The sequence below is a fragment of the Nonomuraea sp. WAC 01424 genome (assembly GCF_003947315.1).
Taxonomy (GTDB): domain Bacteria; phylum Actinomycetota; class Actinomycetes; order Streptosporangiales; family Streptosporangiaceae; genus Nonomuraea; species Nonomuraea spiralis.
Genome location: NZ_QHHZ01000025.1, coordinates 145,448 through 168,859 on the forward strand (window position 1 = coordinate 145,448; position 23,412 = coordinate 168,859).

The 23,412-nt window shown below is 71.6% G+C and carries 23 protein-coding genes; 11 read left to right on the forward strand and 12 right to left on the reverse strand.

Annotated elements, in window-relative coordinates; translation table 11 throughout:
- Window positions 1-2 precede the first annotated feature (2 nt).
- Together DMB42_RS47940 and DMB42_RS47945 are read right to left on the reverse strand one after the other, a co-directional pair.
- Window positions 3-1,424 (reverse strand): serine/threonine-protein kinase, encoded by a 1,422-nt coding sequence (locus DMB42_RS47940; RefSeq protein WP_125647310.1) that lies wholly within the window; start codon window positions 1,422-1,424, stop codon window positions 3-5.
- Window positions 1,425-1,433: 9 nt separating this feature from the next.
- A complete protein-coding gene (locus DMB42_RS47945; RefSeq protein WP_125647314.1) occupies window positions 1,434-2,258 on the reverse strand; it encodes a TIGR03619 family F420-dependent LLM class oxidoreductase in 825 nt (274 codons plus the stop codon).
- 86 nt (window positions 2,259-2,344) lie between these two features.
- On the opposite strand from DMB42_RS47945, the gene DMB42_RS47950 reads away from it, so the two are divergent.
- Both DMB42_RS47950 and DMB42_RS47955 read left to right on the forward strand, forming a co-directional pair.
- Complete coding sequence (locus tag DMB42_RS47950) at window positions 2,345-3,592, forward strand: LLM class flavin-dependent oxidoreductase (RefSeq protein WP_125647318.1); 1,248 nt, start codon at window positions 2,345-2,347, stop codon at window positions 3,590-3,592.
- On the forward strand, window positions 3,589-4,458 hold the full coding sequence (locus tag DMB42_RS47955) for a TIGR03619 family F420-dependent LLM class oxidoreductase (RefSeq protein ID WP_125647321.1): 870 nt from the start codon (window positions 3,589-3,591) through the stop codon (window positions 4,456-4,458). The genes DMB42_RS47950 and DMB42_RS47955 overlap by 4 nt, the downstream gene beginning before the upstream one ends.
- A gap of 57 nt (window positions 4,459-4,515) precedes the next feature.
- Here the strand turns inward: DMB42_RS47955 and DMB42_RS47960 are convergent, their stop codons facing one another.
- On the reverse strand, window positions 4,516-4,989 hold the full coding sequence (locus DMB42_RS47960) for a MarR family winged helix-turn-helix transcriptional regulator (RefSeq protein WP_185845251.1): 474 nt from the start codon (window positions 4,987-4,989) through the stop codon (window positions 4,516-4,518).
- Window positions 4,990-5,051: 62 nt separating this feature from the next.
- Here DMB42_RS47960 and DMB42_RS47965 point away from each other — a divergent pair, with 62 nt between their 5' ends.
- Genes DMB42_RS47965 through DMB42_RS47975 form a run of 3 tightly spaced genes read left to right on the forward strand, consistent with a single transcriptional unit; the run spans window position 5,052 to window position 7,466 of the window.
- Window positions 5,052-6,230, forward strand: a complete 1,179-nt coding sequence (locus tag DMB42_RS47965; protein WP_125647326.1) for an NAD(P)/FAD-dependent oxidoreductase — start codon at window positions 5,052-5,054, stop codon at window positions 6,228-6,230.
- Between the two features lie 49 nt (window positions 6,231-6,279).
- Complete coding sequence (locus DMB42_RS54545) at window positions 6,280-7,092, forward strand: HipA family kinase (protein WP_260478366.1); 813 nt, start codon at window positions 6,280-6,282, stop codon at window positions 7,090-7,092.
- A complete protein-coding gene (locus tag DMB42_RS47975; RefSeq protein ID WP_229824995.1) occupies window positions 7,089-7,466 on the forward strand; it encodes a DUF3037 domain-containing protein in 378 nt (125 codons plus the stop codon). Before DMB42_RS54545 ends, DMB42_RS47975 begins: the two co-directional genes overlap by 4 nt.
- Before the next feature lie 43 nt (window positions 7,467-7,509).
- Here the strand turns inward: DMB42_RS47975 and DMB42_RS47980 are convergent, their stop codons facing one another.
- The 4 genes from DMB42_RS47980 to dxr all read right to left on the reverse strand — a co-directional run bounded on the left by DMB42_RS47980 (window position 7,510) and on the right by dxr (window position 12,496).
- Window positions 7,510-8,352, reverse strand: coding sequence for a GNAT family N-acetyltransferase (locus DMB42_RS47980; protein WP_125647406.1), 843 nt, complete (start codon window positions 8,350-8,352; stop codon window positions 7,510-7,512).
- Window positions 8,353-8,388: 36 nt separating this feature from the next.
- Window positions 8,389-9,969 (reverse strand): alpha/beta hydrolase, encoded by a 1,581-nt coding sequence (locus tag DMB42_RS47985; protein WP_260478367.1) that lies wholly within the window; start codon window positions 9,967-9,969, stop codon window positions 8,389-8,391.
- A 129-nt stretch (window positions 9,970-10,098) separates the two neighbouring features.
- Window positions 10,099-11,265 (reverse strand): flavodoxin-dependent (E)-4-hydroxy-3-methylbut-2-enyl-diphosphate synthase, encoded by a 1,167-nt coding sequence (gene ispG / locus DMB42_RS47990; RefSeq protein ID WP_125647334.1) that lies wholly within the window; start codon window positions 11,263-11,265, stop codon window positions 10,099-10,101.
- Window positions 11,266-11,305: 40 nt separating this feature from the next.
- The gene (gene dxr / locus DMB42_RS47995; RefSeq protein WP_125647337.1) at window positions 11,306-12,496 is read right to left on the reverse strand and encodes a 1-deoxy-D-xylulose-5-phosphate reductoisomerase; all 1,191 of its coding nucleotides are present in this window, start codon (window positions 12,494-12,496) and stop codon (window positions 11,306-11,308) included.
- 197 nt (window positions 12,497-12,693) lie between these two features.
- Between dxr and DMB42_RS53870 the strand changes: the two genes are divergently transcribed.
- Genes DMB42_RS53870 through DMB42_RS48005 form a run of 3 tightly spaced genes read left to right on the forward strand, consistent with a single transcriptional unit; the run spans window position 12,694 to window position 14,391 of the window.
- The gene (locus tag DMB42_RS53870; RefSeq protein ID WP_185845252.1) at window positions 12,694-13,065 is read left to right on the forward strand and encodes a hypothetical protein; all 372 of its coding nucleotides are present in this window, start codon (window positions 12,694-12,696) and stop codon (window positions 13,063-13,065) included.
- Window positions 13,062-13,244, forward strand: coding sequence for a hypothetical protein (locus DMB42_RS53875; protein ID WP_185845253.1), 183 nt, complete (start codon window positions 13,062-13,064; stop codon window positions 13,242-13,244). The genes DMB42_RS53870 and DMB42_RS53875 overlap by 4 nt, the downstream gene beginning before the upstream one ends.
- Window positions 13,245-13,299: 55 nt before the next feature.
- Window positions 13,300-14,391, forward strand: a complete 1,092-nt coding sequence (locus DMB42_RS48005) for a serine protease (RefSeq protein ID WP_125647340.1) — start codon at window positions 13,300-13,302, stop codon at window positions 14,389-14,391.
- Between the two features lie 74 nt (window positions 14,392-14,465).
- Here the strand turns inward: DMB42_RS48005 and DMB42_RS48010 are convergent, their stop codons facing one another.
- The gene (locus DMB42_RS48010) at window positions 14,466-15,893 is read right to left on the reverse strand and encodes an aldehyde dehydrogenase family protein (protein WP_125647343.1); all 1,428 of its coding nucleotides are present in this window, start codon (window positions 15,891-15,893) and stop codon (window positions 14,466-14,468) included.
- Window positions 15,894-16,186: 293 nt separating this feature from the next.
- Here DMB42_RS48010 and DMB42_RS48015 point away from each other — a divergent pair, with 293 nt between their 5' ends.
- Window positions 16,187-16,834 carry a TetR/AcrR family transcriptional regulator gene (locus tag DMB42_RS48015; RefSeq protein WP_125647346.1) on the forward strand — a complete coding sequence of 216 codons (648 nt, stop codon included), beginning with the start codon at window positions 16,187-16,189 and terminating at the stop codon, window positions 16,832-16,834.
- Between the two features lie 35 nt (window positions 16,835-16,869).
- Here DMB42_RS48015 and DMB42_RS55740 read toward each other — a convergent pair whose 3' ends face one another.
- Window positions 16,870-18,603 (reverse strand): PucR family transcriptional regulator, encoded by a 1,734-nt coding sequence (locus tag DMB42_RS55740; protein ID WP_260478368.1) that lies wholly within the window; start codon window positions 18,601-18,603, stop codon window positions 16,870-16,872.
- A 91-nt stretch (window positions 18,604-18,694) separates the two neighbouring features.
- Here DMB42_RS55740 and gabT point away from each other — a divergent pair, with 91 nt between their 5' ends.
- Window positions 18,695-20,023: a 4-aminobutyrate--2-oxoglutarate transaminase gene (gene gabT / locus DMB42_RS48030; RefSeq protein WP_125647349.1), complete on the forward strand. Its 1,329-nt coding sequence runs from the start codon at window positions 18,695-18,697 to the stop codon at window positions 20,021-20,023.
- Window positions 20,024-20,233: 210 nt separating this feature from the next.
- Complete coding sequence (locus tag DMB42_RS48035; protein WP_185845254.1) at window positions 20,234-20,434, forward strand: hypothetical protein; 201 nt, start codon at window positions 20,234-20,236, stop codon at window positions 20,432-20,434.
- A 53-nt stretch (window positions 20,435-20,487) separates the two neighbouring features.
- Here the strand turns inward: DMB42_RS48035 and DMB42_RS48040 are convergent, their stop codons facing one another.
- The 3 genes from DMB42_RS48040 to DMB42_RS48050 all read right to left on the reverse strand — a co-directional run.
- The gene (locus DMB42_RS48040; protein WP_125647355.1) at window positions 20,488-21,702 is read right to left on the reverse strand and encodes a saccharopine dehydrogenase family protein; all 1,215 of its coding nucleotides are present in this window, start codon (window positions 21,700-21,702) and stop codon (window positions 20,488-20,490) included.
- 181 nt (window positions 21,703-21,883) lie between these two features.
- Entirely contained in the window at window positions 21,884-22,993 is a 1,110-nt protein-coding gene (locus DMB42_RS48045; RefSeq protein WP_125647358.1) for an extracellular solute-binding protein, read from the reverse strand.
- 84 nt (window positions 22,994-23,077) lie between these two features.
- On the reverse strand, window positions 23,078-23,412 hold a 335-nt coding region (locus DMB42_RS48050; RefSeq protein ID WP_125645369.1), incomplete at its 5' end, for an aldehyde dehydrogenase family protein.

Below are 23,412 nucleotides of genomic sequence, written 5' to 3' on the forward strand. Positions count from 1 at the left end.
GGTCAGGAGGTCCGGGACACCTTGCCCGTGTACGAGACGGTGTCGGCGCCGGAGCGGGTGACCTTGACGAGGATCTGGTTGGGGTCGTCCGAGGGGACGATCCGGACCGTACTCGGGTAGCAGGCTTTGCCCTGGACCTGGTCGAGGACGTACACGACGGCGCTCCTGGTGGGGGTGAGCCGTCCGGAACAGTGCAGGTCGGCGCCCCAGCGCATGGTCGACCCGCCGGGGCGCAGGCGCAGCTCGACCGGGAAGACCCGCTGGGCGGACGGGTGCTCGGCGAAGCCCGTCCAGGTGCCGTCCAGGCCCGGCCCTTGGGCGCCGCGCAACCAGAACACGAACCCGGCCACCCCCATCGCGATCCCGGCGACCGCGATCACCACCTGCCACGCCTTCACCCGCCGACCCCCACCGACCGCCGGCGTGGTCGCGGGCGTGGTCGCGGGCGCCTTCCCGGGCGTCTCCACGTACGCCTTCCCAGGCGTCTTTCCGGGGGTGGCCGCCGGGGCGGTTCCAGGCGCGCGCTCGTAGGTGACGGTCGGGGTGTCGAGGGGTTCCGTGGTGGGGGGCCGGGAGGGGGTGGTGGCCGCGAGGGCTCCGGAGGGGAGGGGGTCGCCCGTGACGGCGTCCTGCCCGAGCAGTGCGCGCAGCACCGCCTCGGCGTCCGGCCGGTCGCGCGGATCATGGGCCAGGCACGCCTCCACGATCTCCCGCAACCGCCCCGACAACCCGCGCAGGTCGGGCCTGCCGTACAGGATCCGCGCCAGGATCTCCTGGTACGTGTCCGCCATGTACGCGTGCCGCCCCCCGGCCGTGTACGCCACGGTCAGCCCCCACGCCCACATGTCGGCGGGCGGCCCGGCCGCCTCCCCGTTGATGCGTTCGGGCGACAGGTACGCCGGGGTGCCGATGGGCGACCTGGTGGTCGTGGCGGCGGCGTCCATCAGCCGGGACACCCCGAAGTCGATCACCCGCGGCCCGTCGAGGCTGAGCAGCACGTTGCCCGGCTTGAGGTCGCGGTGCACGACCCCCGCCCGGTGGATCGCGCCCAGGGCGGTGGCGGTGCCGATGGCCAGCCGGTCGAGCGAGCCGCCGCGCCGCGGCCCCTTCTCGACCACGTGCTCGCCCAGCGAGGGGCCTTCGACGTACTCGCTGACCAGGTAGGGCCGGTCGCCGTCGAGGTCGGCGTCGAGGAGCTGGGCGGTGCAGAAGGCCGCGACCCGGCGCACCGCCTCGGCCTCGCCGAGGAACCTGCGCCGTACGACGGGATCCTTCGACAGGCTCGCGTGCAGCAGCTTGACCGCGACCTGCGCCCCGGACGCCGAGTGGCCGAGGAAGACGACGCCCTGGCCGCCTTGCCCGAGCCTGCGCGTGAGCCGGTAGTCCCCCAACCGTCGCGGGTCATCAGCACGAAGCTCGGACATAGGCCGCCATTATGGCATCGCCTCCAGAAGGGCGGCGTACTCGTCGAGGACGGGCAGTACGACGTCCGCGGGCCCGCTCGGCAGGTTGGCCACCGCCTCCTCGACGCCGAGCCCGGCGAGGTGGTCCAGCTTCTCCCTGGTGGGCCGCGTCCCGAACGGGATCACCCTGGCAGCCTCCGGCCGCCCGGCCTTCTCGCACGCCTCGCGCAGCGCGGGCAGCGCGTCCTTGACGCCCTTGCCGCCGATCGGCAGCCAGCCGTCGCCGTACTCGGCGATGTGGGCGAACAGCTTGGGCCCGGCGGCGCCGCCGAGGTAGACGGGCAGGTCGTGCGCGGGTTTGGGCCACGACCAGGACGGTTCGAGCCCTTCGGCGGAGGCCACCTCGTCCCGCCAGAAGGCCCGCATGGCCAGCACGTTGCGCCGGGCGACCGCGCGCAGCAGGGCGTACGGCACGCCGTGGTTCTCGATCTCCTCGACGTTCCAGCCGAATCCGACGCCGACCACCACGCGCCCGCCCGACAGGTGGTCGAGGGTGGCGAGGGCCTTGGCGGTCACGATCGGGTCGCGCTGGGCGGCCAGCAGGATGCCGGTGCCGAGGCGCAGCCGCCGGGTGGCGGCGGCGGCGAAGGAGAGCGCGACCAGCGGGTCGAGCGTGCGCTTGTACTCCTCGGGCAGCTCGGCCTGCCCTCCGGCGGGCGGCGTGCGGCGGCTGACCGGGATATGGGTGTGCTCGGGCAGGTAGAGCGAGTCGAACCCGCGCTCGTCGGCCGCCGCCGCGAGGTCCTGGACGGGCATGGCCAGATCCGTGGCGAACATCGTGACACCCAGCCTCATACGCACTCCTCATATCAACCAAGCGATTGCTCGGCTAAGATTTCCAGGGTAGCTTGCAAGGCGACGTCCGCGGAAAGAGGTTCCCGGTGAAGTTCTCTATCTTCCTGAACCCGCAGATTCCAGGCTCTGGATACGCGGCCGAGGAGAACGCCAAGGCACGGCGTCCCATCGGACGCGACACCGAGTCGTATCAGCGGCTGCTGCACGAGGTGCGGGAGATAGCCGTCCACGCCGACCAGATCGGGTTCGACGCGCTGATGATGACCGAGCACCACTTCCACTCGGAGGGGATGGAGTTCTCGGTCAATCCGCTGATGTTCCTCACCGACCTCGCCGCGCGGACCGAGCGCATCCTGCTCGCCCCGCTCGGCATGGTGCTGCCCGCCTGGGACCCGATCAGGGCCGCCGAGGACGTGGCGCTGCTCGACCAGTTCAGCAAGGGACGCCTGCGGCTGGGCGTGGCCCGCGGCTACCAGAACCGCTGGATGAACGTCCTCGGCCAGCGCTGGCAGGCGGCCGCCGCCCGGTCCGACGGCTCGGCCTCGGACACCCGGAACTTCGACGTCTTCGGCGAGGTGCTGAAGATCATGAAGATGGCCTGGACGCAGGAGACCCTCCGCTACAAGTCCGACGTGCTGGACTACGAGGTGCCGTACCCCTACGACGGTATCGAGGGCTGGCCCGCGATGGAATGGACCAAGACCTTCGGGGCCCCCGGCGAGGTCTCCGACGACGGGAAGATCCAGGCCGTCTCCGTCTGCCCGCGGCCGTACCAGAACCCGCATCCGGAGTTGTGGCAGCCGTTCACGATCTCCGACCGTTCGGTCATCAGGGCCGCGCAGGAGGACATCCTGCCGTGGATGTTCACCCCCAACCCCGACGACCACGCCGCCAAGGCCAAGCTCTACCAGGAGGAGTCGGCCAGGCAGGGCCGCGACTACAAGCTCGGCGAGCACACCGGCATCCTCAAGATCGTCGGCATCGCGGACACCACCGAGGAGGCGATCAACACCTTCGGACGCAGCATCCCCAAGGACTTCGCCGCCTTCTTCGGCCCGTTCGGCTACCTGGAGGTGCTGCGCAAGAAGGAGGACGAGAAGCACAAGCCCATCTCCCCCGAGAAGGGCGACGCCAAGCGCATGAACGACGTGGAGATGGCGCTGTTCGGCACGCCCGACGACGTCAAGCGCGGCATCCAGCGCATGCTCGACCGGATGCCGGACCTGGAGTGGTTCGGCCTGTACATGCAGGGGCAGCAGGGCGTGCTCCCGCTGGACACGGTCAAGCGCAACCTGGAGCTGTTCGCCACCAAGGTCGCCCCGGAGTTCCGATGAAGATGTGGCTGGGGGCCTCGTTCGTCCCGGCGGACCAGTACGTGGAGCTGGCGCGGGCGGCCGAACGCTGCGGCTTCGACACCTTCACGCTGTCGGACCACCTCTTCTACGCCGACTTCGCCTCGCGGTACCCGTACTCGCGGTCGGGCGCGCCCCGCTGGACCGCCGAGACGCACTGGCCCGACGTGTGGGTGACGATCGGCGCGATGGCCGCGGTGACCACGACGCTGCGCTTCTCGCCGAACGTCTACATCGCCCCGGCCCGCGACCTGTTCACCGTGGCCAAGCTGGTCTCCACGGCGGCCGTGCTGTCGCGGGAACGGGTGACGTTCGGGGTCGGGGTGGGCTGGTGCGAGGAGGAGTTCGTCGGCACCGGCCAGGACTTCCACACCCGGGGCCGCCGCCTCGACCGGATGTTGCCCGAGCTGCGCGCCCTGTGGTCCGGCGAGACGGTCACCCTGGACGGCCTGCCGCCCCTGTCCATCTCCCCGACCCCGGCCGGGCCCGTACCCGTCTATGTGGGCGGCGACAGCGAGACGGCCCTGCGCCGCGCCGCCCGTTTCGGCGACGGCTGGCTCGGCAACCGCATCTACACCGAGGAGCAGCTCGACCCGGTGCTCGACACGCTCCGCCGCCACCTCGACGAGAACGGCAGGACGGGCCCGTTCGACATCGTCGCGCCGCTGGCCGTGCTGCCGGACGCCGAGACCTACCGCCGCTTCGCCGCCAAGGGCGTGACCGCCACCCTCGCCGCGCCCTGGTGGCTGGCCACCCCCGAGGAGAAGGCCCGGTACGGCGAGGACACCCTCGACCTCAAGATCGCCACCATGGAACGCTTCGCCGAAGAGATCATCGCCAAACTCTGACCCAGGCCCGCGCCCCCGGCCGCGGAGGCCGGGGGCGCAGCGGCGGCGGGCGGACGGTCACCCCGTGGGCGGGGCGGTGCGGCCCTCCGTCAGGTTGGCCATGATCCGCCGCAGCATGCCCGTGACCTGCCCGATCTCCTCCTCCGAGAAGCCCGAGAAGACCTGGCGGCTGACCCCGCCGAAGATCGGCGGCAGGCGGGGCACCAGCGCCAGCCCCTCGTCCGTCAGCTCGATCACCACCGAACGCCGGTCCTCGGCCCGCCGGACCCGCCGCAGCAGCCCCTTGGCCTCCAGCCGGTCAAGCAGCCGGGTCATCCCCGCCGTGTCCGTGCCGAGCCGGCCCTTCAGCACGCCGGGCGTGCTCTGCCCGCGCGCGGCGTGCAGCAGCAGCGCCGCCTGCTGCGCGGTGAGCCCGAGCGGGGCCAGCCGCCGTTCGGTCTCGGTGTTGAGCTCCCGCCCCACCTGCACGAGCAGCGACCCGCCGCCCAGCACCAGCTCGAACGGGGACGTCGGTACACCATCGTCGGTCACGCCCCCAGAATAGCTGGCAAAGGCATTTACTGTCGCGACAGCTATCACTTATCGTCGACCCCATGGACACTTCTGCTCACATCATCGTCGTGGGAGGCGGCATCGGCGGGTTATCCCTGGCGCAGGGCCTGCGCCAGGCCGGCTTCGAGGTCACCGTGTTCGAACGCGACCCCTCGCCCGGCCACCGCCCCCAGGGCTACCGCATCAGCCTCAAGGAGACGGCCGCGTCGGCGCTGCGGGCGTGCCTGCCCGCACACCTCCACGACCTGGCAGTGGCCACCTCCATCCGCCCGGCCACCCGCATGACCTTCATGGACACCCGCCTGGTCCCCAAGTTCTCCAAGGACATCCCGCCGCAGCTCCCCGGCGTGGACGGCCTCGGCGTCAACAGGCTCACCCTGCGCGAGATCCTCCTGTCCGGCCTCGACGTACGCTTCGGCACCGAGTTCACCCGTTACGAACCGCTGCCCGGCGCGGCCGTCCGCGCCCGCTTCGCCGACGGCTCCACGACCGACGGCGACCTGCTGGCGGGCGCGGACGGCGTCGCCTCCCGCGTACGCGCCCAGCTTCTCCCCGACGCCGTCGTGGACCGGCTCGACTGGGCCCTGTACGGCCGGACCGACCTCACCCCCGCCCTGCTGGCCGCCACACCCCCGGACCTGGTCGACAGCTTCAACCGCGTCACCGCCGGCGACCACACCGCCCTGTCCGTCGCCACCTGCCGCCCCTTCACCCCCGTGGACGAGGCCGCCGCCCGCCACGCCCCCGGCCTGGAGCTGACCGACGTCCCCGGCTACTTCTCCTGGACGCTGACCGCCCCGGGCCCCCAGCCCGAGCACACCACGCCCGCCGACCTGCACCGGCTCGCGCTCGCCACGGTCGCCGGCTGGCACGAGGGTGTAAGCCGGATCGTCGAGCAGGCCGACCCCGAGGCGACGTTCCTGGTCCGCACCCACTCGGCCAGACGCGTACGCCCCTGGGACGAGCCCGCGGTGACCCTGCTCGGCGACGCCGTCCACAGCATGAGCCCGGGGCGCGGCGAGGGCGCGAACGTCGCGCTGCGCGACGCCCACACCCTGAGCACGCGCCTGGCCGCGGCCGCCGCCGAGGGCCGCCCGCTAGCCGAGGCGAAGTCGGCCTACGAACGCGCCATGCTCGACTACGCGTTCACCGCCGTCGAAGCCTCGTTGCGGCAGCCGTTCGCCCCCTTCGCCCGCCCCGCCCGTCCCCCGGCGGGCTGAACCGGGCCGGGGTTTCGGAACGGGGTCGCGGGGACGATAGCCTCGTGCCGTGCTGGAAAAGATCGCAGCCACCCGATATGTGACCCCGCTGCGGGAGGGCGGGTCGCTGCCCGGAGTCGTCGAGGCCGATGACCTCGGCACGTACGTCGTGAAGTTCCGCGAGGCGGGCCAGGGCCGTCGTGTGCTCGTCGCGGAGATCATCGCCGCCGAGCTGGGCCGCCGGCTCGGGCTGCGCACCCCCGAGCTCAAGCTCATCGACCTCGACCCGCAGCTCGGCATCCGGGAGCCTGACGAGGAGGTCCAAGACCTGCTCAAGGCCAGCACCGGCCTCAACCTGGCGATCGACTTCCTACCCGGCGCGCTCGGGTTCGACCCGCTCGGCTGGATCCCCGACCCGGTGTTCGCCTCCAGGGTGGTGTGGTTCGACGGCCTGATCCACAACGTCGACCGGAGCTGGCGCAACCCCAATCTCCTGGTCTGGCACCGCGACACCTGGCTCATCGACCACGGCGCGGCCCTGTGGTTCCACCACAACTGGCGCACGGCCGACCCGCAGCGCGTGTTCGACGCGGGCGACCACGTGCTCGCGCCGTTCGCGCCCGACGCGGAGGCCGCGGGCGACGACCTGGCCGGCCGGATCACCCGCGAGCTGCTCGACGAGGTGACGGCCCTGGTGCCGGACGAATGGCTCGACGGCGAGCCGGGGTTCGACTCGGCGGGGGCCGTGCGCGAGGCTTACACCGACCATCTGCTGCGGCGCGCGCACGGGCCGCGCGAGTGGCTGAAGCGCGGCCCGGCGAAGGACCGCGGCACGTCCGGGCCCGGGTCGGTCGGCCAGTTCTGGCGGGGAGGCAGCCGGTGACCAGAGACGTCTACGAGTACGCGGTGATCCGCGTCATGCCCAAGGTCGAGCGCGGCGAGCTGATCAACGCCGGTGTGCTGCTCTACTGCCAGCCGCGCGACTACCTGTGTGCCCGCGTCCAGCTCGACCCCGCCCGCCTGCGTGCCCTCGACCCGGGCGCGGACGTCGACGGCGTGCGCAACGCGCTCAGCGCGTACGAGCTGGCCTGCGGCGACCGGCCGGGCCCCCTCGCCGCCGAGCCGCTGGGCGGCCGGTTCCGCTGGCTGACCGCGCCGCGCAGCACGATCGTCCAGACCGGCCCGGTGCACGCGGGGCTCACCGCCGACCCCGACACCGAGCTGGCCCGGCTCTTCGACAAGCTGGTACGCCTCTGACCGCACGCCCGCCGCCCGTCCACGCGGGCGGGACGGCGCTCCGCTAGAACAACACGGACATGAAGGTGTCGACCTCGCGGAACCCCACCTTGCGGTAGACGGCCCGCGCCGAATGGTTGAAGTCGTTGACGTAGAGCGACACCACGGGGGCGAAGCAGCTCATCGCCGCCTCCACGACCGCCGCCATGCCCGCCACCGCGTGGCCCTTGCCGCGCAGCTCGGGGGCCACCCACACACCCTGGATCTGGCAGGCCTGCGGCGTGACCGCCCCGACCTCCGCCTTGAACACCACCCGGCCGTCGTCGATGCGCGCGTAGGAGCGGCCGATGCGGATCAGCTCGGCCACCCGGGTGCGGTAGAGCGCGCCACCGTCGCCGAGGTTGGGCGAGACGCCCACCTCCTCGGTGAACATCGCCACGCACGCCGGCAACACGATCTCGAACTCCTCCGGCCGCACCCGGCGCACCAGCGGATCGGCCGGTACGGGCGGCTTGGCGGAGGTCGCCATGACCGGCTGCGCCCACCGGATGGCGCGCGCCCTGCCCCAGTGCGGCTCCAGCCGCTCCCACAGCAGGGACACCGCCTCGACCGGCCCCACGATGGACGAGCACCTGCGCCCCTGCTTGCGCGCACGGTCCGCGAAGGCGTGCACGGCCTCGGGGCCGGCGTTGACCGGCACCATGTTGGCTCCGGCGTAACAGAGCGACACGAGCCCGCCGCGCGGCCCGAACCCCCACATCTGCCCGCCGAGACGCGCCGGGTTGAGTCCGACGGCCCGCACCCGGGAGGAGACGAAGACGTTGGCGACCGGATCGCAGTCAAGCAGGGCGAGAACTTCGTCCCGGTCGCTGTCGTCGAGCACGCGCGACGCCGATGTACGCAGCATCACATGGTCAGACTACGCGAACGACCCCCGATTAGCTCAACGGGTGAGCACGTCGGTGAGCCGATCGTGACCCGGCACGCCTCCTGACGCCATGTGGGCGGCCGGGCTCGGGTCCGGAAGGGCCGCGCAGGACACGGTCCGCGCCGGAAGCGTGCCATCGGCCAGGTACGCCGCGAGGTAGCCGTCCACGCACCGGTTGCCGGCCAGCGACACACCGTGGTTGCCGCCCTCGTCGATCACCATGCCCGCCCGCGGGAATCGCCGGTGCATGGCCAGCGCCCCCCGCAACGGCGTCGCCGCGTCGTCGCGCGACTGCAACATCAGGACCGGCGGCAACTTCGGCGAGGCGTGCACCGTGACCGGCGTCCCGCCCCTGACCTTCCAGAACGCGCAGGGCGCGTTGAACCAGGCGTTCGGCCAGGTCAGGAACGGCGCCCGGCGGTGCAGCGCGGTCATGTCGGTCCGCCACCTGGTCCAGTCGCGCGGCCAGGCGGCGTCGCGGCACTGCACGCCGAGGTAGACGGCGTAGCCGTTCTCGTCGTCGGCGTCGTTCTTGCCGCGCCGGTTGTAGGAGTCGACCAGCGGCTTCACGTCGCCCTTGCGGACGTAGGCGGACCAGGCCCGCGCGAACTCCGGCCACACCCGGTCGGTGTACCCGGCCAGGGTGAAGGTGTCATCGAGCTCGCTCGGCCCCACCACGCCGCCGGCCGCGCGGGTGCGCAGGCGGTCCAGCATGGCGTAGTAGGCGAACGAGGTCTGCTTCAGCGTGCCGCCCAGCCGGTAGACGTCGTTGTGGCGGGCCGTCCAGGCCAGGAAGGCGCGGTGGCGGCGTTCGAAGGCGACGTCCTGGCCCAGGTTCGACCGGTACCAGACGCCTCCGGGGTCGACCGTGCTGTCCATGACGAGCCGCCTGACCCGCTGCGGGAACAGGGTCGCGTAGACGGCGCCGAGGTAGGTGCCATACGAGTAGCCCAGGTAGCTGATCTTCTCCTCGCCCAGCGCCGCCCTGATGGTGTCCATGTCCCTGGCCGAGTTCTCGGTCGTCAGGTGGGGCAACATCCAGGCCCAGAAGTCACCGCAGCGGGTGGCGTACTCGTTCGCCCTGGCCAGGAGCCTGGTCTCGTCGGCCGCCGAGTGCGGGACCGCGTCCGGCCGCGGCGCGCGGTAGTAGGTGCCGGGGTCCACGCAGTGGAGGGACGGCTCGCTGCCGCCGACCCCGCGCGGGTCGAACCCGACGACGTCGTAGCGTTCACCCAGCCGGTTCGGCAGCCCGTTCGAGACGAACTCGGTCAGGTCCCGGCCCGAGGCCCCCGGCCCGCCCGGATTGATCAGCAGCGTGCCGAGATGGTTGCCGTCCCTGGACACCTTGGCCTTGATGCGGTTGATCGCCAGCTTGATCGACTGCCCCCAGGGGTCGTGGTAGTCGAGCGGCACGCGTACGGTGGCGCACTCCAGGTTCGCCGGGACCGTCTTGCCCTCCTTCGCCTGGCAGGGCCCCCAGTCCACCTCCTGCGCCCCCAGAGCCACGCCCTTGCCGGCCGACGCCACACCGTCCGCGCTGACCACCCCGGCGACCAGCACCGCGATGCCGACGGCAACACTGAATACCCGCTTCACCCAGCCCCTCCCCCATGTCATGGCCCTGTGATGCTCCCGCGAGCAACCGGGTCATGACTCTGGGTATGGGAAAACACTTGCCACTTTGTAATGGGCCCATTGCTACGGGTGATCGGGCCTCGGGGGCATTCAGCCCACGGTCACCTGCGGGCCGGAGACGTCGTCGTCGAGGTCGATCTCGACGCCCATCTCGTCGGCCAGCCGCAGCGCCTCCTCGATCAGCGTCTCGACGATCTGCGACTCGGGCACGGTCTTGATGACCTCGCCCTTGACGAAGATCTGGCCCTTGCCGTTGCCGGACGCGACGCCGAGGTCGGCCTCGCGGGCCTCGCCGGGGCCGTTGACCACGCAGCCCATGACGGCCACCCGCAGCGGGACCTTGAGCCCCTCCAGACCCGCCTGGACCTGCTCGGCCAGCGTGTAGACGTCGACCTGGGCCCGGCCGCACGACGGGCAGGAGACGATCTCCAGCCCCCGCTCGCGCAGCCCCAGCGACTCCAGGATCTGGGCGCCGACCTTGACCTCCTCGACCGGAGGCGCGGACAGCGAGACGCGGATGGTGTCGCCGATGCCCTCGGCCAGCAGCGCGCCGAACGCCACGGCCGACTTGACCGTGCCCTGGAAGGCGGGGCCGGCCTCGGTGACGCCGAGGTGGAGCGGGTAGTCGCACTTGGCGGCGAGCAGCCGGTAGGCGTTGATCATCACGACCGGGTCGTTGTGCTTGACCGAGATCTTGATGTCCCTGAACCCGTGCTCCTCGAACAGCGAGCACTCCCACAGCGCGGACTCCACCAGCGCCTCGGGCGTGGCCTTGCCGTACTTCTGGAGCAGGCGGGGGTCGAGCGAGCCGGCGTTGACGCCGATCCTGATCGGCACGCCGTGGTCGGCGGCCGCCCTGGCGATCTCGCCCACCTTGTCGTCGAACTTCTTGATGTTGCCGGGGTTGACGCGGACCGCCGCACAGCCGGCCTCGATGGCCGCGAACACGTACTTCGGCTGGAAGTGGATGTCGGCGATGACCGGGATCTGCGACTTCTTCGCGATGATCGGCAGCGCGTCCGCGTCGTCCTGCGACGGGACGGCCACGCGCACGATCTGGCAGCCGGACGCGGTCAGCTCGGCGATCTGCTGCAACGTCGCGTTGATGTCGGCGGTGACCGTCGTCGTCATCGACTGGACGGAGACGGGCGCGTCGCCGCCCACGGGAACGCTGCCGACCATGATCTGGCGGGAGTGCCGGCGTTCGGCGAGCGGCTTGGGGCGGACCGTCGGGATGCCAAGTGCTACAGAAGACATTTCTACCCTTAGGTGTGACGACGCTACCCAGTCTAGGTAGCTAGAAGGACTGCCCGGCTGTGAGTTCGGCCGCACGGGCCCGGGCCCAGGCGGCGGCGGCCAGCACCTCCTCCACGCTGGAGGCCGGGGTGACGCGGTGCTCCTCGACGACCTTGGCGACGGTGTCGACGATCGCGGGGAAGCGCAGGCCGCCCCTGCTGAACGCCTCGACGCAGGTCTCGTTGGCGGCGTTGTAGACGGCGGGCGCGGTGCCGCCCTCGGCGCCGACGTGCCTGGCCAGCGCGACGGCCGGGAAGGCGGTGTCGTCGAGCGGCTCGAAGGTCCAGGTGTGGGCCTTGGTCCAGTCGACGGGCCTGGCCGCGCCCGGCACGCGGGCCGGGTGCGGCGCGGCGAGCGCGATCGGCAGGCGCATGTCGGGCGGGCTGGCCTGGGCGATGGTGGAGCCGTCGACGTACTCGACCATGGAGTGGATCACGGACTGCGGGTGGACCACCACCTCGATGCGGTCGAAGCCGAGGTCGAACAGCAGGTGGGCCTCGATGACCTCAAGCCCCTTGTTGACCAGGGTGGCGGAGTTGATGGTGATGACGGGGCCCATGGACCAGGTGGGGTGGGCCATCGCCATCTCGGGCGTGACGTCGGCCATCTCCTCGCGCTTCATGCCCCTGAACGGGCCGCCGCTGGCGGTGATCACGAGCTGCCGGACGCCGGCCGGGTCGTAGCCGCCGGGGCCGGCCGCCCACAGGCACTGTTGCAGCGCCGAGTGCTCGGAGTCGACCGGGAGGATCTGGCCCGGCCTGGCCAGCCGCTTGACCAGCGGCCCGCCGATGATCAGGGACTCCTTGTTGGCCAGCGCGAGTGTGCGGCCCGCCTCCAGCGCGACCAGCGTCGAGGTCAGGCCCAGGGCGCCGGTGATGGCGTTGAGCACGGTGTCGCACTGCCAGGCCGCGACCTCGGCGACGCCCTCATGGCCGCCCAGCACGACGGGGGACGCCCCACGCGCGGCCAGCGCCTCCTTCAGCGCCGGGACGGCGGCGGCGTCGGCCACCGCGACGACCTCCACGTCGAACGCGGCCGCCTGCGCGGCCAGCACGTCGACCCGGCCGCCCCCGGCCGCGAGGCCGGCGACCTTGAACCCGCCAGGGTTGGCGGCGATGACGTCGAGGGCCTGGGTGCCGACCGAGCCGGTGGAGCCGAGCACGACGACGGAGCGGAGGGTCTTTGCATGCACCTGTCCATTGTCCCCGCTGCCGGGGGCTGCCGGGCACGTGAGGGGCCCAAGAGCCCGATCTCGCTTCTTATGTGACGCGAGATAATGCAAGCCATTTATGTCTGAATATCGCTATATCGGAACGCGCATTTCTTGAGAAATCCCGATAATCGTGCGGCTGCCTTCCAACCCCAGATCCGGTTTCGGGAGGTTACGTAATGCACCGCAGATTTGCCCTGCTCCCCGGCACCGCGGCGCAGGCCGGCGCGGCCCCCCGCCCCGCCTGGCACGCCGCCGCGGACTCGACGTCCGAGCAACGGCAGGTCACCCGGTACTGGACCGAGGGACGCATGGAGAGCGCGCGGCCGCTCGACCTCCCCGCGCCGAAGAGCGGCGGCAAGGCGGGCCGCAGCTCGGCGGCCGAACCCGGCGAACCCGGCGAACCCACCGCGGGCACCCCGTGGCAGGCTCCGCCCGCCGTCGCGGCCCAGCTGGACGGCAAGAGCCTGGTGGACGTGGTGGGCGGCCAGGGCGTGGCCTTCAACCAGCGGCGCGGCTCTCCGGCGACCTCGGGCCGACCTGCGACATGACCGGCGGCGCGAGCGGCGGCCCCTGGATGCCGAACCTCAACGAGTCGACCGGTCTCGGCACGCAGAATTCCGTCAACAGTTTCAAATACAACTTCGCCCCCAACTGGATGTTCGGCCCGTATTTCGGAAACGAAGCCCAGGCCGTCTACCAAGCCGCGCAAAACATCAACGCAGTCTGATCAATTTACGGAAAGTAGCCACAAGAACACATCTCGTGGTGCACACTCGGGGCCCATGACCCTGAGCAACCCCCTGCTCGCGGCCGCTCCGCTGATCGCGGGGTTGATGGGACCGACGATCCTCGGCGCGGTCCCAGGCCAGCAGCAGGTTGATCGTCCCGCCGCCGTGCAGCACTCCGCGGCCCGGGAGGCCCTGGTGGTCGAGCACGAGGCCGCCCCCGGCCGCGCCGAGCAGCGGCGCGTGCTCGGCTACTGGACCCCGCAGCGCATGGCGGCGGCCCTTCCCATCGGCCTGCTCGACACCGTGACCGACGGCCGCGGCCTGCTCGACCCCGTCACCGGCGACCTGCTCAGCGGCATGACCCGGCACGGCGGCGTACAGGCGAGGCCGGACGTGTCCGGCGGCCACACCGAGATCAACCTGGGCCGCCGGCACCAGGCGTCGTCCAGGCCGCAGGCCAGCACGATCGGCTCGCGCTGGAGCACGGGCGGGGCCGTGACCAGGACCACCGGCCGGGTATTCCTGACGCTGGCGGGCGCCGACTTCGTCTGCTCGGCCAGCACGGTCAGCAGCGCCAGCAAGGACCTCGTCGTCACCGCCGGCCACTGCGTCAAGGACGGCCAGGGCGAATGGGCCGAGAACTGGACGTTCGTCCCCGGCTACGGCAGGGGCGGCGAGCAGCCCTACGGCCAGTACGCGGCCCGCCGCATGTTCGTCGCCGCGCCCTGGTCGCGCTCCGCCGACGACAACCACGACGTGGGCATGGTCGCCCTGACCACCTCGGGCGGCCGGCACGTCGCCGACGTGGTGGGCACCCAGGACATCGCCTTCAACGCCCGGCGCGGCGGCCAGACCTACGGCTTCGGCTACCCGGCCGACCCGCCCTACGACGGCGACCGGCTGGTCTACTGCGCGGGGCGGCTGCGCGACGACCCGTACAAGCAGACGCACGACCAGGGGCTCGGCTGCGCCATGACGGCCGGGTCGAGCGGCGGCCCCTGGATGTCCGACTTCGACCCGATGACCGGGCGCGGCACGATCACGTCGCTGAGCAGCTTCAAGTACAGCGACGACCAGCACACCATGTACGGCCCGTACTTCGGCGAGGCCGCCAAGGCGGTCTACGCGACCGCCGAACGCGCCTGAGACCGGCGCCCGGCGGCCCGCCACGGCGTTTCACGGAACCCCCGTGCCCTTCCGGGCACGGGGGTTCCCGGGTTTCAGAGCGACAGGCCGGTCAGCACCATGACCTTCTCGTAGGTCAGGTCCTCCATGGCCGAGTGCACACCCTCGCGGCCGATGCCGGAGTCCTTCACGCCGCCGTACGGCATCTGGTCGGCCCGGTACGACGGCACGTCGCCGATGATCACGCCGCCGACCTCCAGCTCCCGGTTGGCCCGGAACGCGGCGTCGAGGGAACGGGTGAACACGCCGGCCTGAAGGCCGTACTTGGAGTCGTTCACCATCGCGTACGCCTCGTCGATCGAGGCGGCCGGCTGGAGGATCATGACCGGGCCGAAGACCTCCTCGCAGGCCACCTTGGCGTCGTGCGGGACGTCGGCCAGCACCGTCGGCGCGACCGTGGCGCCCTCGCGGGTGCCCCCGGCCAGGACGCGGGCGCCACCGGCGACCGCCTCCTTGACCCACTGCTCGACGCGCTCGGCGGCGGCCTCCGACACCAGCGGCCCCACCTGCGTCTTCTCGTCGGCGGGGTCACCCGTCACGAGCCCGGCCACGGCCGGCAGCAGCCGCTCGACGAACGCGTCGTAGACCGGCTGCTCGACGATCACCCGCTGGACGGCGATGCAGCTCTGGCCGGCCTGGTAGTTGGAGAACAGGGCGACGCGCTGCGCGGCCCAGTCGAGGTCGGCGTCGGCGAGCACGACGGCCGCCGCGTTGCCGCCCAGCTCCAGGGTCACGTGCTTGCGCGGCACCTGGTCGGCGATGGAGTAGCCGACGGGCGCGGAGCCGGTGAAGGAGACCACGGGCAGGCGGGGGTCGTCCACGAGGGCGGCGGCGCGCTCGTTCTGGACGGGCAGCACCGAGAACATGCCCGCGGGCAGGTCGGTCTCGGCCAGGATCTCGCCGAGGACCAGCGAGGACAGCGGCGTGGCGGGGGCGGGCTTGATGATGATCGGGGCGCCGACGGCGATGGCGGGCGCGACCTTGTGGGCGACCAGGTTCAGCGGGAAGTTGAACGGGGTGATCGCCAGCACCGGTCCCTTGGGCACGCGGGAGACGTAGGCGAGGCGGCCCGCGGCGGCCGGCTCGGTGTCGAGCCGCTGTGCCTGGCCCGACCAGCGGCGGGCCTCCTCGGCGGCGAAGCGGAACGTGGAGACGGCCCGGTTGACCTCGCCGCGGGCCCAGAAGATCGGCTTGCCGTTCTCGGCGGTGATCAGGTGGGCGATCTCGTCGGCCCGCGCGGCCAGCCGGCGCGAGACGTGGGCCAGGGCCTCGGCACGTACGTGCACGGGCAGCGCGGCGGCCTCGCGCGAGACCGCGTGCGCGGCCGCGACGGCCTCCTCGACCTGGGCATCGGTCGGTACGGAGTACCGGCCGACCGCACGACCGTCATGGGGATTGGTCACGGTGAGATCGGTTTCGCCGGTGGCGGGCCGGCCGGCAAGCCAGAAGGTACGCACGTCCATACCCACGACGTTATGCCAAGCGGGAGACCGGGGATTTACACCACGGTGCACAAGACTCCCATGAGCGCTCACCGTTAAGTACAAGCTCTGGTGTATACCCATGATGTAACGGAAGTAGACCCAATTCGGGATGTTTACCATGCGGAGTGGTTTGAGCGATCTCCGCCATGGCTAAGTCATCGGATGCGGGTCTCCAGCGCGGTGGGCCCCCGACTTCAGAAAGGCGTGGGCCCCGTGACCGAACAGCGTGAGGTCACAAGGACGCTGAGCTCCTTGGTCGCTGGGGAGGTCGCATGACCTCGACGCCGCTGGGCCTTCAGGGCGCCTACCTGCTCGGCGAACGCGCCACTCACGACGAACTCCGCTCCCGCCTGCTCGACGTGGCCGTCAACCTGCTCCGGAGCGAGGGGCCCGACAGCCTGACCATGCGCAGGATCGCGGCCGAGGCCGGCTGCACCACGACGGTCATCTACACGATGTTCGGCAACCGGGAGGGCCTGGCCGAGGCCTTGTACCTGGAGGGTTTCGAGCGTTTCCGCCGGTTTCTGGAGGCGGTCCCGCAGCGGCGCAACCCCCTGGAGTACCTGACCGCGCTCGGCCCCGCCTACCGCCAGGCGTGCCTGACCGAGCCGGGTTACTACAGCCTGATGTTCGAACGGGCCATCCCCGGCTTCGAGCCAAGCGAACGGGCCAGGACCCTCGCCCGCGCCGCGCTGAACATCCTCGACCGGGTGATCGCCGACTGCATCTCGGCCGGTTACCTCGTGCCGACCCAGCCGCGCAAGATCGCCGACGCGCTGTGGGCCGCCGCGCAGGGCGCGATCAGCCTCGAACGGGCCGGCCACCTGCGGGACGACCGCACGTACGAGGCGGTCACGCTGGCCACGATCTGCTGCTACCTGGTGGACAAGGACAGCCTGCCGTCCGCTCCCGGCCGCTGACCGTACCCGGGCCGGCACCCGGGCCGGCGTCCGGGTCAGCGGCGGGCCGCCTCCAGGGCGAGCCAGAGTTCGGCGCGCACCCCGGGGTCGTCGAGGTCGCGGCCGAGGAGTTCGGCGACGCGGCGCATGCGGTAGCGCAGGGTGTGCCGGTGGATGCCGAGGCGCTGGGCGGCGGCGTCCCAGTGGCCGTTGCTGTCGAGGTAGGCGCGCAACGACTCGATGAGGTCGGCACGGGAGCCGTAGGCGGTCAGGGCGGCCAGCAGCGCGCCGGAGAACGCGCGCAGGGCGTCGGCGTCCAGCAGTTCGAGCAGGCCCTGTCCGGCCAGGTCGGCGAAGCGCACCGGGCCGCCGTCGCTGCGGGCCAGCGCGCGGCGGGCCTGGTCGAGCCCGGAGCGCAGGCCGTCGTACCGGCAGGGTGAGCTGAGACCGACCGCCCCCTCCACCTCCCGCGCCACCTTCTCCGCCTGCGCCTCTGCCACCAGACAGACCGCCACCGGCCCACCCCCGCCACCGCCGTTGTGGCCCCGGCCGCCTTGTCCGCCGCCTTGACCGCTGCCCTGGCTGTCGCCCTGGTCGCCGCCTTGGCCACCGCCTTGGTCGCCGTTGTCGAGCAGCGCCGTGAAGCCGTGGGGTTCCAGGGTCTCCAGCGCTCCCGCGCCCGCCGCCAGGACCACCAGCGGCTCGCCGGGCAGCCGGGCGCCGAGCGGCCCGACCACCGCGCGCGCCTGCTCCACGGCCCCGCCGAGCAGCAGCTCAAGGACGGCCGAACGCAGCAGCCGCCCGGCCTCCCGCTGGGCCCTGCCCTGCTCCATGGCGAGCGTGAGCAGCGAGCCGGCGGCGTTGATCACCGTGTGGGTCACCGGCGAGAAGGGCTTGCGGGCGCCGACCGCGAAGAAGCCACGCGGCCGGGGACCGCCGCCGAGCGGCTGGATCACGATGTGCTCACCGGGCCCGGACAACGAGAGGCTGGCCGGCAGGCGTTCACCCACCTGCGCACCCCCACGGGCCCGCTCCCCCGCCTGCACAGCCCCGCGAGCCCGCTCCCCCGCCTGCGCACCCCCGCGAGCCCGCTCCACGGGCTGGGCACCGGCCTGCGGACGCTCACCGTCGCCGGCCGCCTCCGGCTGAGGCCGCCCGGGACCACCGGGACCGCCAGGACCACCAGGACCGCCGCGGCCGCCGGAGCGCAGGCGGCGCAGTTCGGCCGCCACCACCGGTACGTCCGCGCCCCGGGTGGCATGGCGGACCTCGCCCGTCTCGTCGAGCAGGGCGGCCCAGCCGTCGATCTCCTTGGCCACCCGGTCGATGACCGCGTGCATGCCCTCCGGCCGCAGCGCCGCCCGCGTGAGCCGCCCTTGCGCGGCGAAGGCCCGGGTGATCTCGTCGTACTGCTCGGCCGCCAGCAGCTCGCTGACCACCTTGCCGATTGCGATGAACGGCGTCTCGCGCGGCACCTCGAACAGCGGCAGCCCGGCCGCGTCGGCGGCCCGGACCAGGGCGTCGGGCACGTGCTCGTGGGAGAGCCCGACGCCGAAGCCGAGCCCGGCCACCCCACGGCCCACCAGCCGGGCGACATATCCAGACAGGTCGCCTTCCAGGCGGATGCCCGTCGTAAGCAGCAGCTCCGCCCCCTCCAGGAACGGGGTCGGGTCCTCCAGCTCGCTGACCGCCACCCAGCGCACCGCCACGTCGAGCGCGTCGGGGGCGGCGGCGCCGGCCAGCGGACGCAAACCCATCCGTCGCACCACGGTGCGCAGCGAAGGTGCCATACGAGTTTGTCCATTCCGGCAAAGGCGAGCACCCCCAGTGTGCCATATCGACGTATCGGCGCAGGTGGGAGGCCGACGTAGCGTCGAGCACATGAGCATTCCCCAGGAGCGGCGCCTCGTGACCGCGATCCCAGGCCCCAAGTCGCAGGAGCTGCTGGCCCGCAAGCAGGCCGCCGTACCGTCCGGCATCGGCACCACGCTGCCGGTTTTCGTCACCCGCGCCGGCGGCGGCATCGTGCAGGACGCCGACGGGAACTCTCTGATCGACTTCGGCTCCGGCATCGCCGTGACCAACGTGGGCAACTCCGCGCCGAAGGTCGTCGAGCGCGTTCAGAAGCAGGTGGCCGACTTCACGCACACCTGTTTCATGGTCACCCCGTACGAGTCGTACGTGCAGGTCTGCGAGAAGCTCAACGAGCTGACCCCCGGCGACCACGAGAAGCGTACGTTCCTGGTGAACTCGGGCGCCGAGGCCGTCGAGAACGCGGTCAAGGTCGCCCGCAGCGCCACCGGCAGGCAGGCCGTCGTGGTGTTCGACCACGGCTACCACGGCCGCACGCTGCTCTCGATGACCATGACCGCCAAGAACATGCCGTACAAGCAGGGCTTCGGCCCGTACGCGCCCGAGGTGTACCGGGTGCCGCTGGCCTACCCGTTCCGCTGGCCGACGGGCGCGGAGAACTGCGCGGAGGAGGCCGCCGCGCAGGCCATCGACCAGATCAACAAGCAGGTCGGGGCCGAGAACGTGGCCGCCGTGGTGATCGAGCCGATCGCCGGCGAGGGCGGCTTCATCGTCCCGGCGCGGGGTTTCCTGCCGAGGATCGCCGAGTTCTGCCGGGCGAACGGCATCGTGTTCGTGGCCGACGAGGTCCAGACCGGGTTCGCGCGCACCGGTGACCTGTTCGCCTGCGAGGACGAGGGCGTCGTGCCCGACATCATCTGCACCGCCAAGGGCATCGCGGGCGGCCTGCCGCTGGCCGCCGTGACCGGCCGCGCCGACCTGATGGACATGGTGCACGTCGGCGGCCTGGGCGGCACGTACGGCGGCAACCCGCTGGCCTGCGCGGCCGCGCTCGGCGTCCTGGAGACGATCGAGTCGGAGGACCTGGTCGCCAAGGCCCGCCGCATCGGCGAGATCATGCTCCCCCGCCTCCGGGCGCTCCAGGAGCGGTTCCCGGTGATCGGCGACGTGCGCGGGCGCGGCGCGATGATCGCGATCGAGCTGGTCGAGCCCGGGACGAAGAACCCCGACCCGGCCGCCGTCCAGGAGATCGTCAAGCGCTGCCACGCCGAGGGCCTGGTGGTCCTGACCGCCGGCACGTACGGCAACGTGCTGCGTTTCCTGCCCCCGCTCGTCATGCCCGAGCACCTGCTTGAGGAGGGCCTGGGGATCTTGGAGAAGGCCATCTCCGCTCTGTAGCAAAGACCGAAAAATCGGGCATCCAGCTTGCGGCTGGATGCCCGATTTTGTGTGTGTAACAGATGTCACTCGGGTAGAGAATTCACCCTGGCTTGACGCTCAGCTAGACGATCACGGCCTCGGTCAGGGTTATAACGGATCCGGACATGCGGAGGGGCGATGGCAGCTGGGAGCGTGATGAACTGGGGTCCCACCAGAACGGCACGGAGTATGTTGACGTTCGACCCTGAGGGCCTGAGCCTGGCCCAGCGCGACGGCGACGCCTGCGTGGTCTGTCACAAGCGGTGGCCGCGGCCCCGGGTCCGCGTCGGCAAGCTGCCCGACAACTCCTCCGTGCTCGCCTGCACCGAATGCGCCGAGGCGCTCCTGCCCGCTCCCATGGCGACCGTGGTGGCCTTCCCGGGCCGCTAGCCGCGGCCCCCGGCCCTCAGCCGACGCCCGTTCGTCGACCGCGGCCCCGGCCGTCAGGCCGCCGCCGCGGCCTTGCGCAGGCCCCACGGCGAGCCGTACTCGCGCAGCAGGTCGAGGAACGGCACCGCGTCGAACGCCTCGGGGCCGAGCACGCCCTCGCCCTTCCACACCCCGGTCGCGACCAGCTCCAGCGCGACGACCGGGTGGATCGCCGTCTGCCACACGACGGCCTGGGAGCCGTACTCCCGCATCGACCACTCGTTGTCCACCACGTGGTACAGGTACACCTCGCGCGGCGAGCCGTCCTTGCCGGTGCCCTTGACCCACGTGCCCGCGCAGGTCTTGCCGCGCATGCGGGCGCCCAGCGTCGCCGGGTCGGGCAGGCTCGCGGCCACCATGTCGCGCGGCGCCACCTCCGCGCCGCCCACCCTGATCTTGTCGGCGCTGTCGAGGCCCAGCTTGCGCAGCGTCTTGAGCACGCCGATGAACTCCTCGCCGAGCCCGTACTTGAACGTCACCCGCCGGGCCGGGATCCACCTCGGGACCAGCAGCACCTCCTCGTGCTCGACGTTCACGCACTCCACGGGACCGATGCCGTCGGGGAAGTCGAACACCTCCGGCTCGCTGAACGGCTCGGTGGTGCGCCACTGGCCGTCCTCCCAGACGACGGGCGGGTTCAGGCACTCCTCGATCGTGGTCCAGATGGAGAACGTGGGCGCGAAGTCGTAGCCGTCCACCACGAGGTTGGCGCCGTCCCGGATGCCGATCTCGTCGATCTCCTCGAACAGGTGGTCGGCGGCGTAGCGGGCGAACACGTCCGCGAGCCCCGGCTCGACACCCATCCCGACCAGCGCGAGCCGGCCCGCGCCGCGCCACTCGCCGTCGCGCTCGAACTGCCGGTCGCCGAGCTTCACCCCGGGCTTGCGGTACGGCTCGCGCGGATGCGGCTTGGACAACGACATCGCCATGTCCAGGTAGTGGGCCCCGGCCTCCAGCGCGGCCTCGAACAGCGGCATGGTGAAGCGCGGGTCGACCGCGTTGAACAACACGTCACAGCGGTGCTCCCGGAGCGCCGCGGCGACCTGGTCCCGGTCGGAGGCGTCGAGCTGGATGGCGGTGAACCGCGGGTCGTCCACGGCGGCGACCGCGCGGGCCGCCCGGCTCTGTTGGGAGTCGGCCACCACGATGTGTTCAAAGAAATGTCGGCGGGCGGCGATGGGGACAACGGCGGAGCCGACGCCTCCGGCGCCGACGAGCAGGATTCTCATGAAGAGACCATACTCACTGACTGGTCATTCAGTCGAATTTTTGGGCCGAGAACATGCAGGAAGAAGCTCCGGAGAACAGCGAGACGCCCCGGGACGGGGGGAAGGCCCGGGGCGTCTCAGCAGGCGCACCCGGGGGAAGAGCGCGCCCGCGATGGGGTCAAGCGGGGGGCTGCGATCTCACCTATCCGGCAAGCGCGTCCCACTGTTTGGCCCAGACGGCGTAATCAGTGCATTCCCCGTCCTCGCCGCGGCAATCCCCCGGCGGGCGGACGGCGAAGGCGACGCGGGCCAGCCGCTTGGCGTCGCCGACCCCGTAGACGTCGCAGATCGACTTGCCCCGGCCCTTGCACGCCTTGTCGTTGGCCGGGGCGAGGCCCACCCAGGAGGCGGCGTCACGCTGGGCGTCGGCCGAGGTCATCCAGGTCAGCCAGCGGTAGGCACAGGTGGTGTCGGGCAGGTTGGCGCCGAGCATCCAGGAGTCGAGCCAGCCGGTGGTCTTCTTGGCGGCGACCGCCTTGACCGGTTTCCCGGCCTTATCCAGCAGCAGGCGATAGTACGGTGTGGCCTGCGCGTAATCCAGCGCCCCGGTGGCGAAGCCCTTGACCAGGTCGATCGGCTTCTTCCAGTAGGTGCGTTCCTTGTGCTGCCCGAGCAGCGCCACGGCCCGGTCGAACTGCGCCCGGCTCAGCTCGTACGGGTCCTTGACCGTGTTGTCGGTCAGCGCGGCGTCGGCGATCGTCATCGGGCTGTCGCGCAACGCGACCCGGTCGGAGGCGAACGCCTGATCCAGGCTCGCGCCCTTGACCTTGGCCGCGTCGTAGACGAACTCGTGATAGCCCCACAGGTACGGCACCCCGTAGACCTTGCCGGACACCTCGCCCATCTCGCGGAAGCGCTCGTCGAGGTCGTCGTAGCCGGCCACCTTGGCCGGGTCGACCGGCTGCACCTGCTTGCGCGCGCTCAGGTCGCCGGCCAGCGCCGGGCCGGCCGAGATCACGTCGTAGGGGCGCTCGCCGACCTTGGCGGCCATCTCCTCGGCGGTGCGCACGGTGTCGAGCCGGGCGATGCGGCAGCCGGTCTCCTTCTCGAAGGAGCCGACCCAGTTGGCCTTGGGGCTGACGCCGCCGTACTCGGCGTAGCCGCGGTAGGTGAGGATCTGCAGCGTGCCGTCGCTCTGGGTGGCCGTGGGCGTGGGGGACGGCGTCGCCTTGGGGGTCGGGGACGTCGCGCCCGTGCCGGTGACCAGCGCCGCCACGGCCAGCGCCATGGCGGATGTGCGAAGGCGTTTCACGATGTCCCCCCTTGTCCGGTGTGCTGGAGCTTACCGGGGAGGGGACCGGGAGGGACGCCGGTCCCTCCCGGCCGTGAGGACGAGTTACCCGTTCGTGGGGAAGCCGAGGTTCACCCCGCCGTGCGAGGGATCCAGCCAGCGCGAGGTCACCACCTTCCCCCGCGTGTAGAAGTGCACACCCTCACTGCCGTGCACATGCGTGTCGCCGAACAACGACGACTTCCACCCCCCGAAACTGTAGAACGCCATCGGCACCGGGATCGGCACGTTGATCCCGACCATCCCGACCTCCACCTCGTGCTGGAAACGCCGCGCGGCGCCCCCGTCGTTGGTGAAGATGGCCGTGCCGTTGCCGTACACACCCTCGTTGATCACCCGCAGACCCTCCTCGTAGGAGGACACCCGCACCACCGACAACA

Bases quoted from the DNA above. Each gene is read 5' to 3' on its own strand.
- DMB42_RS47965 (WP_125647326.1), top strand. From the start codon at position 5,052: ATGGACACTTCTGCTCACATCATCGTCGTGGGAGGCGGCATCGGCGGG.
- DMB42_RS47955 (WP_125647321.1), top strand. From the start codon at position 3,589: ATGAAGATGTGGCTGGGGGCCTCGTTCGTCCCGGCGGACCAGTACGTG.
- DMB42_RS47980 (WP_125647406.1), bottom strand. From the start codon at position 8,352: ATGCTGCGTACATCGGCGTCGCGCGTGCTCGACGACAGCGACCGGGAC.
- DMB42_RS53870 (WP_185845252.1), top strand. From the start codon at position 12,694: ATGCACCGCAGATTTGCCCTGCTCCCCGGCACCGCGGCGCAGGCCGGC.
- ispG (WP_125647334.1), bottom strand. From the start codon at position 11,265: ATGTCTTCTGTAGCACTTGGCATCCCGACGGTCCGCCCCAAGCCGCTC.
- DMB42_RS53875 (WP_185845253.1), top strand. From the start codon at position 13,062: ATGACCGGCGGCGCGAGCGGCGGCCCCTGGATGCCGAACCTCAACGAG.
- DMB42_RS48040 (WP_125647355.1), bottom strand. From the start codon at position 21,702: ATGAGAATCCTGCTCGTCGGCGCCGGAGGCGTCGGCTCCGCCGTTGTC.
- gabT (WP_125647349.1), top strand. From the start codon at position 18,695: ATGAGCATTCCCCAGGAGCGGCGCCTCGTGACCGCGATCCCAGGCCCC.
- DMB42_RS47940 (WP_125647310.1), bottom strand. From the start codon at position 1,424: ATGTCCGAGCTTCGTGCTGATGACCCGCGACGGTTGGGGGACTACCGG.
- DMB42_RS47945 (WP_125647314.1), bottom strand. From the start codon at position 2,258: ATGAGGCTGGGTGTCACGATGTTCGCCACGGATCTGGCCATGCCCGTC.
- DMB42_RS55740 (WP_260478368.1), bottom strand. From the start codon at position 18,603: ATGGCACCTTCGCTGCGCACCGTGGTGCGACGGATGGGTTTGCGTCCG.
- DMB42_RS48035 (WP_185845254.1), top strand. From the start codon at position 20,234: ATGTTGACGTTCGACCCTGAGGGCCTGAGCCTGGCCCAGCGCGACGGC.
- DMB42_RS48010 (WP_125647343.1), bottom strand. From the start codon at position 15,893: ATGGACGTGCGTACCTTCTGGCTTGCCGGCCGGCCCGCCACCGGCGAA.
- DMB42_RS48015 (WP_125647346.1), top strand. From the start codon at position 16,187: ATGACCTCGACGCCGCTGGGCCTTCAGGGCGCCTACCTGCTCGGCGAA.
- DMB42_RS48005 (WP_125647340.1), top strand. From the start codon at position 13,300: ATGACCCTGAGCAACCCCCTGCTCGCGGCCGCTCCGCTGATCGCGGGG.